Source organism: Photobacterium ganghwense, assembly GCF_003025595.1.
GTDB classification, from domain to species: domain Bacteria; phylum Pseudomonadota; class Gammaproteobacteria; order Enterobacterales; family Vibrionaceae; genus Photobacterium; species Photobacterium ganghwense.
Genome location: NZ_PYMI01000001.1, coordinates 307,241 through 321,618 on the forward strand (window position 1 = coordinate 307,241; position 14,378 = coordinate 321,618).

At 52.9% G+C, this 14,378-nt stretch carries 10 protein-coding genes; 1 reads left to right on the forward strand and 9 read right to left on the reverse strand.

Annotation, left to right across the window (positions count from 1 at the left end):
• Positions 1–10: 10 nt before the first annotated feature.
• The 7 genes from C9I92_RS01410 to C9I92_RS01440 form a co-directional block, all read right to left on the reverse strand.
• Positions 11–214 carry a DUF1656 domain-containing protein gene (locus tag C9I92_RS01410; RefSeq protein ID WP_047885618.1) on the reverse strand — a complete coding sequence of 68 codons (204 nt, stop codon included), beginning with the start codon at positions 212–214 and terminating at the stop codon, positions 11–13.
• On the reverse strand, positions 214–1,815 hold the full coding sequence (locus C9I92_RS01415) for a TolC family protein (RefSeq protein ID WP_084712580.1): 1,602 nt from the start codon (positions 1,813–1,815) through the stop codon (positions 214–216). The genes C9I92_RS01410 and C9I92_RS01415 overlap by 1 nt, the downstream gene beginning before the upstream one ends.
• 58 nt (positions 1,816–1,873) lie before the next feature.
• Positions 1,874–4,159 carry an FUSC family protein gene (locus C9I92_RS01420; protein ID WP_428838603.1) on the reverse strand — a complete coding sequence of 762 codons (2,286 nt, stop codon included), beginning with the start codon at positions 4,157–4,159 and terminating at the stop codon, positions 1,874–1,876.
• 663 nt (positions 4,160–4,822) lie between these two features.
• Complete coding sequence (locus C9I92_RS01425) at positions 4,823–6,139, reverse strand: amidohydrolase (protein WP_047885620.1); 1,317 nt, start codon at positions 6,137–6,139, stop codon at positions 4,823–4,825.
• Positions 6,140–6,176: 37 nt separating this feature from the next.
• Complete coding sequence (locus C9I92_RS01430; RefSeq protein WP_047885621.1) at positions 6,177–7,292, reverse strand: lipocalin-like domain-containing protein; 1,116 nt, start codon at positions 7,290–7,292, stop codon at positions 6,177–6,179.
• Positions 7,292–9,748, reverse strand: a complete 2,457-nt coding sequence (locus tag C9I92_RS01435) for an ABC transporter permease (protein ID WP_047885622.1) — start codon at positions 9,746–9,748, stop codon at positions 7,292–7,294. Before C9I92_RS01435 ends, C9I92_RS01430 begins: the two co-directional genes overlap by 1 nt.
• Positions 9,729–10,400, reverse strand: coding sequence for an ABC transporter ATP-binding protein (locus C9I92_RS01440; protein WP_047885623.1), 672 nt, complete (start codon positions 10,398–10,400; stop codon positions 9,729–9,731). The genes C9I92_RS01435 and C9I92_RS01440 overlap by 20 nt, the downstream gene beginning before the upstream one ends.
• Positions 10,401–10,692: 292 nt before the next feature.
• On the opposite strand from C9I92_RS01440, the gene C9I92_RS01445 reads away from it, so the two are divergent.
• Entirely contained in the window at positions 10,693–12,153 is a 1,461-nt protein-coding gene (locus C9I92_RS01445) for a DUF2867 domain-containing protein (protein ID WP_047885624.1), read from the forward strand.
• Positions 12,154–12,318: 165 nt separating this feature from the next.
• Here C9I92_RS01445 and C9I92_RS01450 read toward each other — a convergent pair whose 3' ends face one another.
• Both C9I92_RS01450 and C9I92_RS01455 read right to left on the reverse strand, forming a co-directional pair.
• A complete protein-coding gene (locus tag C9I92_RS01450; protein ID WP_047885625.1) occupies positions 12,319–13,008 on the reverse strand; it encodes a DUF2913 family protein in 690 nt (229 codons plus the stop codon).
• 8 nt (positions 13,009–13,016) lie between these two features.
• Positions 13,017–14,207, reverse strand: a complete 1,191-nt coding sequence (locus C9I92_RS01455; protein WP_047885626.1) for a Bcr/CflA family multidrug efflux MFS transporter — start codon at positions 14,205–14,207, stop codon at positions 13,017–13,019.
• Positions 14,208–14,378 lie beyond the last annotated feature (171 nt).

Here is a 14,378-nt window from a genome sequence, read left to right on the forward strand (position 1 = left end):
ATAGCTGCACCTAAAAACGGATAAAGTAGGCATCCACTGCCACGATGTAGAACACGACAAACGCCAGAAAAGTGACCGACGGAAAGGCAATCAGTCGGGACAACCGCGTGGCATTCAGCAACATCACGGTCACCCAGGCAGCCACAATGGCAATGACCACCACCAGTAAAAACGGGGAAAAATACACATCTCCCCACGATAATTCATATGGCATCAGGGTCCTCCCGGATAACGTTGCTTGGCCGGGTCAATCGGATCCCCGAACGGGGATTTGGCCGGCGTGACCGGTTCCGGCGCCCACGGCGGCAGTGTTGTCTCTTCCAGCATGTCACCCCAGTCGGTGCGCTCTGCCATTTTTTCGCGAGTTGCCTCACTGACGAATGCCTTGCCGGTATTGGCTTCCCAGCCGCCGCCCAGCGATTTGTACAGCGCCACAACCTGCGTCGCGACACTGCCTTTCACAATGGCGTAGTTATCTTCACTGCGAGTCATCTTCTCGACAGAATCCAGTAATCGCTCAAAGCTAATCTGACCGTTCTGGTACTGGGTCAGTGAGATGTTAAAGGCCCGAACCGAGGCATCCACAGAGTTAAACGCCAGCAGTTTCTGCTCACGGTTAAGCTGATAAGACTCCAGGGCATTCGTGACTTCCTGCACCGCCAGCAACACCTGCCGGTTGTAGTTGGTCAGGGTTTCCTCGAAACGGGCATCTTCCAGCCGGATATTATTTTTCACCCTGCCGTACTGAAAAATGTTCCAGGAAAAAGAAGGCCCCATTTGCAGGTTCAAGGCTTTACTGGAAGAAAAGTCACCACCGGCCGGTACTGTGCTATCAAAACCAATGGCACCAAAGAGCGTAAACTGCGGATACAGGTCTGCCTGAGCGATCCCTATCCGGCTGCTTTGCGCATGAGCCTGTAACTCCGCCAACTGCAAGTCCGGGCGCCGCAGCACTAGAGATGCTTCAATGCGTGGCTGAACCCGCGGCGGAACCGGTATCAGGGATAGTTGATCATAGTTTTCAGACAGTCGGCTGTTGAGGTGGGTCTCATACTTGTTATCAAAGGCAGCGACTTTTGCCCTGACGGCGGGGCTCTTCAGCAAGATCTCCACGTCGTCCGGCAGCATTCCCAGCAACACAGCCAGCGCATTACGGGACTGTATCAAACCGATTTTCAGGCTGGGCAAGGCAGACTGAGTGTTATACAGCTGGGTGTTCGCCTGCTGTACATCGAGCTCCGTCACATCGCCCGATTCATACTGCACCTGGGTGATTTTGGCGACCCGCTTCTGGATATCGATGTTACGCAGCGACAGCAGAATACGCTCTTCGAAGGTGCGGTAGTTGATGTAATTGCGGACCACTTCCGCCGTAATGGTCACCAGCACATCATGATAAGAGGCAATAGAGGCATACATTGCCGCTTCTGCCGATTCTATGCCCCGCACGTAACGCCCCCAGACATCAAGCTCCCAGGCCGCATCAAACGTCAGGTTGGTATTATCGAAAGTTTGTTCCGACTGATAGACCTTTGCCAGTCGCCCGGATACCGTCTGCCGTTGTGGATACCGCAATCCGTCAGCCACCCCTAATGCCGCTCTGGCCTGCAGAATCCGCAAACCGGCCGCGGTCAGATCCAAATTCTGCTGCGCCGCCAAATCAACCAGATGATTGAGGTTGGGGTCGTTAAACTGCTGCCACCAGCGTGCGGTCTGCGTCTGGCTGAGCTGATAATCCCTCTGATCCCAACTGGCAGGCAACGGCACCGGATCAACTCCGGTAAAATTCGGCCCCAGTACGGTACAACCGGGCATGGAGGCCAAGACACCCACGAGAAACCAGACATTCAGTTTGCCTGTCACGCCTTTCCCCTTAAAAACGTGTCATGCGAAGTGCCGACCAGGGAACCTGATCATGGGCACGCTTACATAACATCAATGATTCAAATAAGTTTTTCTTCAAGTTTAGGAAAAAATAAAATCCGGCAATGTCTTTACTGCTGTGCTTTTCCAGCACGATATGCTCAAAATACTGATCCAACCGATGTTCCAGTTCATGATAATCCTGCCGGAGATCTTCCGATTCATGTGGTGGTGGATCCCTCTTCTCCGGTGCGGCCATCAGAGATTTAGCGACCGCCGGTAAAATTTGGTCCCGGTGTTTTTTCTGTGCATTAAGCACAATTTCGTTGTCGCTCAGCTTTGACTTGCCCCGATCCAGCATTAATAAATGATGCTGAAATACCTCACACGCAGCGATAAACGCTGCCATGTCCTGCTGATCGATATCGGGAAACGACTTTGTCGGTACTTTCTGGCTCCAGACCTTCATTTTACCCAGTGTGGCCTGCATGGTGACCCGATGCCACCGACGCAGAATACGATCCCGAATTGTCAGCTTTGGCTTTTGCATCAGCCGGAATAAGCGATAGCAGTGGCGGAAAAAACGTTCGCGGAAAATCAGCATCAGCGCTTCGGGGCGGCTGGTAAACGGCAGGTAATGCGACAAAATTACCGTGAACGTAATGAGATAAAACATCGTCACTATGGTGATGGTGATATTGAAGTTGTACACCATGGTGTTGTTGATACCGATCGTGAACATCCCAAGCAGGAAGAAGATCGTGACCGGCCCTTTCAGCAGGTAGAAACCAATAAATGTATACAGAAAAATGAATACGGCCAGTTCTGAGCCTATGGTCAGCTGTGGCAGGATAAAAACATAGGAAGGCACAGAAAACGCAAACCCGAGGGTAAACAGAATCAGCAGCAGCACCGGGTGTATCGGCATATAAGACAGCAGCGAAACCAGCAAGGCGCTGTATATCACCACATTGTATCCACCTGGTGGATTGAAATTGATCCAGAATGCGGCGGCCAGCCAGTAGGTCAGCAGTACCTTTATCGAAGTTTTGGCATTTTCAGCATCCCACCAGCGGAAGTCAGGTGTGGCGGCAGGCGTTGGCAGATCCAACCCTAATCCGCCCGTCACCGAATCAATACTGCTGATGCAGGTGCGCAACTGACACAGTTTTTCCTGAAGCTGACCAAGCAGATAATTCAGCGTGATCGCTTCGCCACGATAGAGATGGCTCGCCTGTTTCAGTACATCACCATCACACTCTATCGGTTCAAGTGCCACAAGTGGATACACTTCTTTGCTCTCCCACGCCTCCGGCAAGCTGGCAAACAGCGCCGTAATCTCTTCACAGCGGGCAGAAAAATCGCGGATATAATGCTCCGGGTGCCCCCCGGCGCGGGGATGCTGTCTGGCAGCCATCGCGAGCAAATCTGTGATTTGGCTGAATAACGCCTGAGCACCGTCCCATTCCGTTTTATAGGCAGAAATTTCACTGCAATCGGCATTCAGGGTCTGATACCGGGTATCAAAGGCTTTCTGAGCGGCAAACATCGCTTGTGTTAATGCCATTAAATCTGTGTGAGAAGCGTTTTTATCTGCTTCCGGCGAGATATGAGTCTGAGTCTGCGGAGCACTCCCTGAACCTGCATCGGAAACAATTCGCTCGGTATCCGTGCTGCGACTCTTATCGGTCTGAAATTCCGCCGCTTGGCTTTTGTCCGCCATGTGGCTAACCGTTTCTGATGACAGGGATTCCGGCGGTTGGCAGATAGCATCAAATAACCCTTTCTGCACCGCGGCCAGTGCGTCAGCCATCTGATGCAAGTTTTGCTCTACCCGGGGTGGAAACAAAAAGATCCCAATCAGGGTGTACACCACCACACCAAACACAGTCATATAAATACGTTCGATGCCGTAAAGAAACGCGCCCTGTGCATCACCACCGTGATACATCATCAGCGTGGTGACCCCGGTGAGCATGAACAAGGTGGGATCATTGAGATAGGCAGAGCGGATATAGAAAACCACTGTCACGACCAGCGACACCACCAGCAGATACAGCATGCGGTCTTGCGCGAACATGCCCACCAGCACCAGTCCGATAAAGCCACCGAGCAGAGTGCCTAGAACCCGCAATGTCCCCTTCGCCAGCGATTCACGCCGACTGCCAGTTGATGCAATCAACATGACTGTCGTGGCTGCTGTTGACGGGTTACTCCAGCCCATCGCCATGGGGAACAAGTAGGCAAATGTCAGGCTGACCGCCACACGGAAGGCAAATTTGAACTTATCGCTCAGACAAAAAGGGATCAGCCACGTAGATGGCCGGGTCATCACAATTTCTGATTCGGCTGAGTTGCTGCCTTCTGTACTGGACAAGTGCGGCTCCCTCATGTGAACGACAACGCGCTGGGCTTAGGCTTAGGCCTGTGAAATTAAAGTCTGTGAAACTCAAATCTATAAAACTCAGGCACTCTGGATACTGCGGATCGAAATACATACATAGTTCTGCGCTGACAAAGCTTCCTGGCGGTTCCCCGTCGGCGCATGACGATGAAAGTTAGTTTTCTTTAACCATAGAAATAATATGCGCTTTTTGAAAAATTTTTGTGCTGAACCTTAAACAAATTCGTTTCAGTATAAAAAAGACCCCGAAACTTTCGCTTCGGGGTCTGTCGGAAGTGTCCTTACAATGAGCAAGGCTATCGCTGAGGTCTGTATACCGGTTTGTCTCTAACCTTAGTAGAACTAACCCTGTGGAACATTTGTGCCAGACATTAGGTCGAAAAATGGTTGGCTTAATTCGTTGCCACTCAGGCTGTGCTCCCGTGCTATGTTATTGAGCTGTGATCTTGTATCTATGCCCGTAGCTATGCTTGAATCTATGCTCGATTCTATGCTCGTAGCTAGCTTAAATACATGCTGATAACTATGGCTCTTAAGCTACTTTATTGAGCTATTTCACTGGGACGCGTCATTCAACTGCGATTCCCGTTGCAAGCTACTGATCGCATTCAGGAACAAGCGCACAGCAGGCAACATACGGCTTTCATCAATATCAAAATCGCCGTTGTGGTGGCCAGCTGTCAGGTCTGAACCAATCAGGCAGTACACCGCCTTACCACCGTTCGCCTGCACCCGATCAACCAGATAACCGGCGTCTTCACTGGCACCGAAATCTTTCTCACGCATCACATCGGCAAAGCCGCTCGGTTTCCCCAGGCGTTCAAGCAGATTCACCATCTCGACATCGTTTTCCAGCCCAATCGCTTCGCCTTGTGGCCGGATCTCCACCTGCACGTTGTGCATCTGCCCTGCGGCCTTGGCGATCGTTTCAACCTGCTGGAACATATACGCGTTCAGCTCGCGATTTTCACCGCGGGTTTCCCCCATCAGCACCGCATTTGCCGGAATCACATTGCGCCCGTCACCGGCATGCATCTGTCCAACGTTCACCCGTGTCATCCCGTCACGGTGACGGGGAATCGCCAGCATCTGAGTCACAGCCGTACAGGCCGCCGCGAGGGCGTTGTGACCGGCGTTAGGTTCAATACCGGCGTGAGCCGGTTTACCGGTAAAGTGCAGGTCAAACTTGGAACTGCACAGGAAATGCTGAGGGTCACACACCAGCGTCCCGCTCGGCACATTCATTCCGATATGGGCGGCAAAAAGGTAATCCACATCGTCCAGCCAGCCACTTTCAGCAATGGCTTTACCGGCGCGACAGCCTTCTTCTGCCGGTTGGAACAGCAGCTTGATGGTACCTGTCATCTGAGATGTGTTGGCTGCCAGAATTTCTGCGATCCCAAGACCAATCGAGCTATGGGCATCATGGCCACAGGCATGGGTCACGCCCGGCTCCAGCGACGCAAAGCCCAGAAAACGGGGACGATGTGAGTCATTCTGGCTTTCCATCACTTCAACAGCATCAATGTCAAAACGCATGGCAATGACCGGCCCCGGTTTACCGGTATCAAGAATGGCACCGACACCGGTAATGCCGTTCATTCTGGTCATGTAGCGCTCATCCGCACCCCAGACCATTGCACGCTGCTGCGCTTGCGCCACCAGCGTTTCATCCCGCCCCATGATGGCATCCCGATGAATGATTTCATCGCTGAAACACAGGGTATATCCCAGCGCTTCCAAGTGACCGGCAATCCGGCTGGTCGTGAAAAATTCCCGCCAGGCAGCTTCCGGGTAACGGTGAAATTCCCGGCGAAAATTCATTAAGCGTTGGGTCAGCGACGATTCATCGAATTGTAAGTTAGTTAACACGTGTGTCTTCCTATTCGTTTCCTACGGCGTGCCGGCATTAATAGCCGGTCAGTTCCATATATCCTTGTCCTGAATGGCTGCCCGTTACTTTCACAGGTCCTTCCCAATATGAAAAGATAAACGGCAACCATTGTTCCTTGCGGACAGTATCCACTTTCAGTTGTATTTGATAAGCAGGTAACTCAATGTACCAGGCGTGAGGGTAACTATGTCCCTCATCGTTAGTCGTAAAAGACACGGGCGACAGCTTAATATCTTCCGGCTTCAGCCCCTGAGTACGCCCATCCGGCCAACTGAGGGAGCCAAAATAATACGGACGGTGATCTTTTTCCCTGATCTGGTACAGCATCAGGGCACGACCGTCATCAAGATGAATCGCAAACCAGTCCCAGCCCAGCTGGCTGTCTGACAGTCCGACACTGCTCCATTCCCGATCCAGCCAACCCTTACCTTCGACGCGGTAAAGTTTGCCGTCCAGCTCCAGTTCACCCTTCAGTGTCAGAAATGGCGCGCTGTAATAGTAAGAAGCGATCGGCTGAGTAGCATGTTTGCGGCTATAACCTTGAACGCCCTGCAGCACCAACGGGCCAGTTTGCGTGATCTCCAGCTTACCCGCCATGTCCGACTTGGGTGACTCCCCGTCAGCAAAGGTCAGTGTCGAGGGAAACGGTGAGTCGCTGTGAGACAACCATAACCAGTTATCCAGCCAGGCACGAAACGGCCGTCCGGTGACTCCGGCCTGACCAATCCCGCCACGGGCAAAGCGTTCTGCCGCCCAGAGCTTCTTCTCACCGGTGACCACCAGATGTGCCATATAACGTTGCGGATCCTGCCAGCCATTACCCGGTTGAGTCGATACGGCGTTGCGGAACAACGTCCACTGCAAGCCAAACTCTTCCCCGGTTTCACTTTTCAGGTTCGCAGTGAGATACCACCATTCATTGCGAAATTCCGGATGTGGCAGGTGATCCTGCGGAAATGTCAGCCTAACTCCCGGTTCGACTCGCGCAAACTGCTCACCACTTTCCTGACTGAGCATCACAATTGCCTGATCTTCGGGGTCGGACTCTGTCTCACACCCCTGCAGCGTCAGCAGACAGGCGGCCATCAACAAAAATACCGGCAGCCGGCTGAGGGTTGATAGTGTGCGCATCAGAATGACTCCCGCAAAGACAGAATGGCTGACCGCTTCACCAACCGCCAGACCGGCCAGGCCCCGGCCAGCAACAGGACAAACAAGGCGGAGCCCAATGACATCAAGTAGTCAACCGGGAAATATTCAACCGGCATCGTCCAGCCAAACGAGTATTTGAGCACCACATCAATCAGCAACTGCGCCAGAATCAGCCCCAACGGCAGTGCAATCAGAGCGGTCATCACCCCGATCAGCAGCAGCTGGCCGCCGCCCAGCAAGGCTAACTCGCGCCCGGTCATGCCCATGCAACGTAACAGAGCAAACTGGCGCTGACGCGATAACTCACCGGCAACCGTCGCAAAAAACAGGCCACAGACTGCGACAAACAGGGTCAGCTTACCCAAAGTGGCCGTGACCACAAAAGTACGGTCGAACACCCGCATGGCCTGTACCATCAGCTCGGCATTGTTGCGCACCCGCTCAGGTGGCAGACGGAATGTCTCCCCCAACTTTTTCATCATGCTCATGGTGTCAGCCCCTGGCTGCAGATGAATAGCCAGCCCAACCTGACCACGGTGCGGCCACAACTGCTGCCAGCGTTTGTGCGGAATAATCACCTGACCGTGCGGGTTGCCGTAGTCGTAATACACGCCCGCGATCAGCCATTTCTGGTTCAGCGGTGCCGGCATATCAATCACCTGACCCGGTTCCCAGTTATGTTTAATGGCCAGCGACTCACTGACCAGCATTGCCCGGCCATAATGCAGCCGCTGCCAGTATTCCGGCATGGCGACTTTAATGGCCAGCGCGGCTTTTTCTTCTTGGGTGCCGCCTACGCTGACCACCTGCAGTTTGCCGTAATCAGAAGGAATGGTATGACGCCATTGCCACCAGACCTGATCCACTTCTTCCTGCTTTTCCAGCCAGCTGGCAATGCGTGGTGCTACATTCGCCGATGGACGCACATAAATGTCCGCCGCCAGTCGCTGATCCAGCCACACCTTGGTCGTATGACGGAAACTGCCGGTCATGGTTTCCATCCCGATATTGGAAGCCAGAGCCAGCATGAAAGCCATTGCTGCTACCCCCCGATAGCTGAGGCTGGCCGCGGCATCGGAGAAAAACCAACGCAACCGTGCCGAACGGACGACAACGCCCAGCAACCGGAACAGTTGCCACAACAGATAAGGCATGCCTAATGCCGATGCAATCAGAATGCAGGCAATCAAAACAAACCCGGCCTGCTGTCCATGTGGCAGCTGATAAATACCGTAGGCCGCTACCACAAACAGACAGGAAACCAGCGCCTGAATCGCAAACTCACGCCCGCTGAAACGCACCAACGACATATGTGTGGCCAGTCGTGCCGGCGGCGTTCGAATCAACCGTATCAGCGGCCAGCCACAGGCCAGCAGGCAACCCAGCAAGGCAATCAGCACCGAGGCAACGCCCCACTCCCAGTGCCAGCTGACTGACAGGCTGACGTTTGCACCATACAAATTGTTCAATGTCTCGGCGACCGATGGCAGCAGTTGTTCGGCCAACATCAGGCCCAGCAGATTTCCGCCCACCAGCCCGAGTACAATCCAGACCAGCAATTCCACAATCAGGGCTTTGGCCAGTTGCAGAGAAGATACCCCAGCCTGACGCATCAGCCCTACCAGCGGCTGGCGCTGCGTCAGCGATAACGACATCGCCTGATAAAAAATGAACAGTCCGACCACAAAGGCCAGCATTCCCATCGCAAACAGGTTCAGGTGAAACGCATTGGTCAGCGGTTCCAATCCGGCCGCTTCTTCTTTTTCCAACTTAAGGGCAATTGGCAACTGACTTTCCAGACGGCGTAGTGCCTGTGGTGTCATCTTGCCGCACAGGATAGCGGTCAGGCCAGAGCCCGGCTGAATACTGCGCAGTAGGCTCATGTCCGCCAGCATACGGGGGCCGTTGATCCGCTCTTCATCCACCACATGAACCGGCCCGAGCTGACGCCCGTTTTCCAGCGTCAGGGGCTGGCCGTCTTCGATGCCCATGTAATTAGCCAGATGAGCCCCCACCATGATGGGATACGGCGGCTGCATCAGCTGCATGATCTGGTTCTGATTACGTGACGATAATAAAGAGGCACCGTTAAACAAGGCGACCGGATCGATCCCGACGATTTCCACATCGCGTCCGTCTTGAGTGACGACCCGGATCTGATCCATAGGTACACACTGTTTGAACCCGTCACGGCGAAGCTGGATATAAAACCCTTGCGGGACTTTCAGGGACGGCTGAGCATGGCGAATACGGTAGGGATAAGGATTGGAAAACAGTTGCTCACCGTCGCGGTAGCTTTCTCTGGCCTGCTGGTTGACACCCATAACGCCCACCAGCAGTGCGATACCCAGTGTCAGGCCAAACCAGACCAGTACTATTTGCAGGGGGTGGCGTTTGTAGTGCCCCCATAGCGCCTTAGCTACGGGGTTTGACATGCAACTGCCCTCCCTGAAGGCGAATACAGCCGTTCATGTGATCGGCCACTTTGTGGCTGTGGGTCACCAGCAGCAACGTGCAATCCAGCTGTTTGGTCAGACGCACCAGCAGGCGGATCACTGCGTCGGCATTTCGCTCATCCAGACTGCCGGTCGGTTCATCGGCCAGCAGGATCTGCGGTTCCATGTATAACGCGCGGGCAATCGCGGTACGCTGTTGCTGACCGCCGGACATCTCCTCAGGATAACGGCCCAGCAGCGGCATCAAATCTAGTGCAGAAATAATCTGACGCCAGAGCACAGGATCTTCATTCAGCCCTTTCAGCTGTCGACAAAAACGGATATTGTCGGCCGTGGTTAAGGTAGGCAGCAGATTAAACTGCTGGAAAACGAGGCCGATATTGTTCCTGCGAAACGCCGTTCGGGCCCGCTCAGGGATAGCATGAATAGGCTGGTCACCGAGCCAGATTTCTCCGGCATCAGCGGTATCCAGCCCGGCGATCAGATTCAGCAACGTACTTTTACCGGAACCACTTTCACCCATGAGTGCGAGTTGTTCACCTTGGTCTAATTCCAACTCAGCCCCTTGCAAAACAGAATGGTATTCATCACCATCCAGATAGCCTTTGCAAAGATTGACCAGTCGTAGCATGTGTATCCCCAAATTCAGGAAAGCAATTTGACGGAGGAATGTACTGTAATCCCTGTGTGGGTAAAAGAGAATCGGGAAAAATCAACGGTTCTTGTTATTTATTCAACAAATTCACCGCAATTTATCCAAATCTCATACACTTCCCGTCAAAAATTCATAAAAACAAGCCACTTAGCTATTTGGTTGCCCTAAGTGTTCTTTCTCAATTGTACCCTATTGGGCCCAAATAACTAACCCTTGTCACATTTTTCCACTACAGTGAATAGAGTCAGACACAAGGAGTAAGTGGCTTATGGGACAAACAATTTTGGTTGTTGGCGCTTCTGGATACGTTGGCAGCCACCTTGTTCCTGAACTGGCAAATGCCGGTTACCGCGTTAAAGCCACCGCAAGAAATATCAAACTGTTAGAACAACGAGGCTGGCAGGAAATCGACAACATTGAGATCCACCAACTGGATCTGGATACCCCCGACAACCTTGACACACTCCTTTCTGATACTGACATCGTTTTCTTTCTGGTACATGGCATGAATCACGGCCATGACTTTATTGATTTCGAAGCGCATGTTGCCCGAAATTTCAGTCAGGCGCTCAAACAAAGTACCGTAAAACGGGTGATCTATCTGGGCGCATTGCAGCCGAAAGAAGGTCACTCATCCCACCTTGCCGCACGCAAAGCGACTGGCGAAATTCTCAGAGAAAGCGGCATTCCTGTTACCGAACTGCGAGCCGGCATTATCGTTGGCCCGGGATCTGCCGCATTCGAAGTGATGCGGGACTTTGTCTATCATTTCCCGGTCCTGATCACGCCGAACTGGGTGCACACCCATAACTCGCCGATTGCGCTGCGCAACCTGCTCTATTATCTGATGGCATTACTGAAGTTTAACCCCTGCCGCCATCAGATCATGGACATTGCCGGTCCGGAACCTCTGACTTATGCCACACAGTTGAGAAAAATCGGTCAGCGTGCCGGTAAAACAGTGCGGATTCTGCCCCTGCCCTTTTTGTCGCCGAAGTTTGCCGCGCTCTGGCTGCGTTTTGTCACGTCAGTTCCGACCAACATCGCCAGAGCCTTAATTGGCGGGATCAGTCTGGATCTTAAAGCAGACGGTTCAGCCATACAGTCGCTGATCCCACAACGTCTGCTCAGTTACGACGAAGCTGTTGATGAATCACTCAGTCATGAAACCGAAGTCGTACGCAGCGAAATTTGGGGGTTCGATCCCGATGCCCTCGCCCGCTGGCAACCCGGTTACGGCTATTACGCCAAGCAGGCGGGCTACACCTTAAAAACCGATGCGACAGCCGAGCAGCTATGGCGTCAAGTACAACTTGTCGGAGGCAAAGAAGGGTATTTTTTTGCCAACATATTGTGGCGGATTCGAGAATGGATGGACTGGTGTATCGGTGGTGATGCGCTGAAACGCTATCGGCGGGATCCGGAAAACTTGAAACTGGGAGACAAGGTCGATTCCTGGAAAGTCATCAACATAGAACCAGGCCGCTTCCTGTCCCTGCTGTTTGGCATGAAAGCACCAGGGCTGGGACGGCTCGAATTTACCATTGATGATCATGGCGATCACCGCACGTTGGATATTCGCGCCTGGTGGCACCCGGCAGGGTTTTCCGGGTTACTGTACTGGTTTGCCATGATGCCGGCCCACCTGTTCATTTTCCGCGGCATGACGCACGCTGTGGTTAAACGCTGTAAGGCCACAGCGCAGGAAGGCAAAACGGAAACCATCTGAACTTATCACCTTCTGGTTAAGCTCGAAGGCATACAAAAAAATTCCATAGCGGCGATGCCCACTCACTGATTCCCTGAAAAAAGCGATATACCAAGCAAAGATGCAAGACAAAAAAGCCTGCGCTAAAACAAAAAACGAGCCTCTCAGAGGCTCGTTTTCATCGGGTTACTGGTGCTGAACCGGAATCTCAGGAATGGACGGCCCGGCATTGCGCGGATACAAAATGTACTCACCGTGATATTTCACGATGGATTTATAATCGGTCACTTTAAACAGCAACAGGCCGTGCTGATACGCCACTTCAACCAGCTCACGCACATCGCCACGAACAAACAGCGACAGGGGTTTTACCATCAAGCTGTCGGCTGTGTCACCGTCAAATGCCAGTTTCGACTGAGTCGCACACACTACCAGCGATGCCTGACCGTCGGTATGATGCGTCACCTTGCGGTTGACCTCATATTCCGTCGTGACCAGCCAGTCTTTTTCGGTCAGAGACGCATACAGCCCTGTCAGTTGTGAACGTGTAATGTCAGCGGCCTTCTCTTCAACCGCCTGTTCTGCCTCGCCACCCTTTTGGCGCGGCACACCGGCATAAGTGGCCTGAATCTGCTGAAACTGCTGCTTCATCTGGGCCTTTGTGCCCTGACTGCGTGCCTGTTTCTGCCAGCTCACCAGTGTTGTGGCAACACTGTGATCATAGCGCTGCTGTTTGATCGCCTTGGTCACCCAAGCACTGAGAAAATGCGTTTCACTCACCGGGTTATTCGGCGTTTTACCGCTGCGGATGGCTTCCGCCAGTTCGTTTAACCCGTCGGAGACCAGCTTGCTGAGCTCCTCAATATATACAGCCATGTGTTTCCTTATGCGTTTCGGGAAAATAACCAATAAAAGCCCGCAGATAATACTGCACATAACGCCATGGTCAATGCCATTGGCCACGCTGTCGCATCCGGCATGGCTGCAACCAGACTACCAATAACCGAACCAGTACCAAATCGCATTGTGCCCGCCAGTGAAGACGCTGTTCCCGCCATGTGCGGATACTTCGCCAGCAAGCACGCCATGGTGTTACTCCCGATGATCGAAATAGTACCAACATACAGCATCACCGGCACAACAACGCCCCACAGCCCCAGATCAAACACCTGACCGATAACCAGCCCTGCTCCGGCGATCAATTGAACCCCCAGACCAAAACGCAGCATCCAGTGCGACCCTTTTTTGCGTACCAGACGGCCATTCAGGCTGGTCATCAGAATCAGGCAGACAATGTTAAGGCCAAACAGCAAACCAAAGTTTTCAGTGCTGACCTGATACAAATCGATATAAACGAATGAGCCGACCGTCAGGAAAGTAAACATCCCGGCAAACGAGAAACCGCTGCTGAAGATCAGACCGACGGCTTCTGGTGTCACCAGCATCCGGGCATAGTTCCGCAAGCTGGCGCCGAGATGAAACGGCAGGCGTTTCTCTACCGGCAGGGTTTCGGGTACTTTTCCCAGCACCGCCAGAATGATGATGATGGCAAACAGTGCCAGCACCCAGAAAATAGAACGCCAGCCCAGCCATATCGACAGATAGCCACCGATCATCGGGGCGGCAAGCGGCGCAATCGTCATGACCAGGGTGATAAACGACATGGTGCGGGCAAACTCTTCCCGCTCAAACATATCCCGCACCAGCGCCTGAATAATGACCGCAGCAGCCGCTCCGGCAAAACCCTGAGCAGCACGTACCCATGTCAGCTGAGTAATATCCTGACTGAGCGCACTGACCACTGCCGCCGCAGCGAACAGCAACACCCCGATCATCAGTACCGGACGTCGCCCGTAGCTGTCTGCCAAAGGTCCGTGTAATAACTGACCAATCGCAAAGCCAGCAGTATAGGCCGTCAGAGTTACCTGCACAGCACCGGGTACAACCCCGAGATCTCTGGCAATGCTCGGCATCGCCGGCAGATACATATCAATCGCCAGCGGCGTCAGCGCTGCTATCGCCCCCAGGATCAGAATCATTTGAAAACTCAGCCTAGGGCTGTCGGATGTGGTCATAAAATCTCAATGCAGAAGATGAGGAAAAAGAGAGCTATTGTACGATGAATTTCATCATTTCACTCTTTCCTAATAGGAAATGATAAGTTTCTGATGAATTGATCTTGATCACAGGTATAAAAATAAGCAAGCCCCGGTTCGGGGCTTGCTTATTACATTAGAACAGTTTTT

Coding starts and splice junctions, on each gene's coding strand:
- C9I92_RS01410 (WP_047885618.1), bottom strand. CDS start 214: ATGCCATATGAATTATCGTGGGGAGATGTGTATTTTTCCCCGTTTTTA.
- C9I92_RS01415 (WP_084712580.1), bottom strand. CDS start 1,815: ATGCCCGGTTGTACCGTACTGGGGCCGAATTTTACCGGAGTTGATCCG.
- C9I92_RS01430 (WP_047885621.1), bottom strand. CDS start 7,292: ATGCGCACACTATCAACCCTCAGCCGGCTGCCGGTATTTTTGTTGATG.
- C9I92_RS01435 (WP_047885622.1), bottom strand. CDS start 9,748: ATGTCAAACCCCGTAGCTAAGGCGCTATGGGGGCACTACAAACGCCAC.
- C9I92_RS01440 (WP_047885623.1), bottom strand. CDS start 10,400: ATGCTACGACTGGTCAATCTTTGCAAAGGCTATCTGGATGGTGATGAA.
- C9I92_RS01445 (WP_047885624.1), top strand. CDS start 10,693: ATGGGACAAACAATTTTGGTTGTTGGCGCTTCTGGATACGTTGGCAGC.
- C9I92_RS01450 (WP_047885625.1), bottom strand. CDS start 13,008: ATGGCTGTATATATTGAGGAGCTCAGCAAGCTGGTCTCCGACGGGTTA.
- C9I92_RS01455 (WP_047885626.1), bottom strand. CDS start 14,207: ATGACCACATCCGACAGCCCTAGGCTGAGTTTTCAAATGATTCTGATC.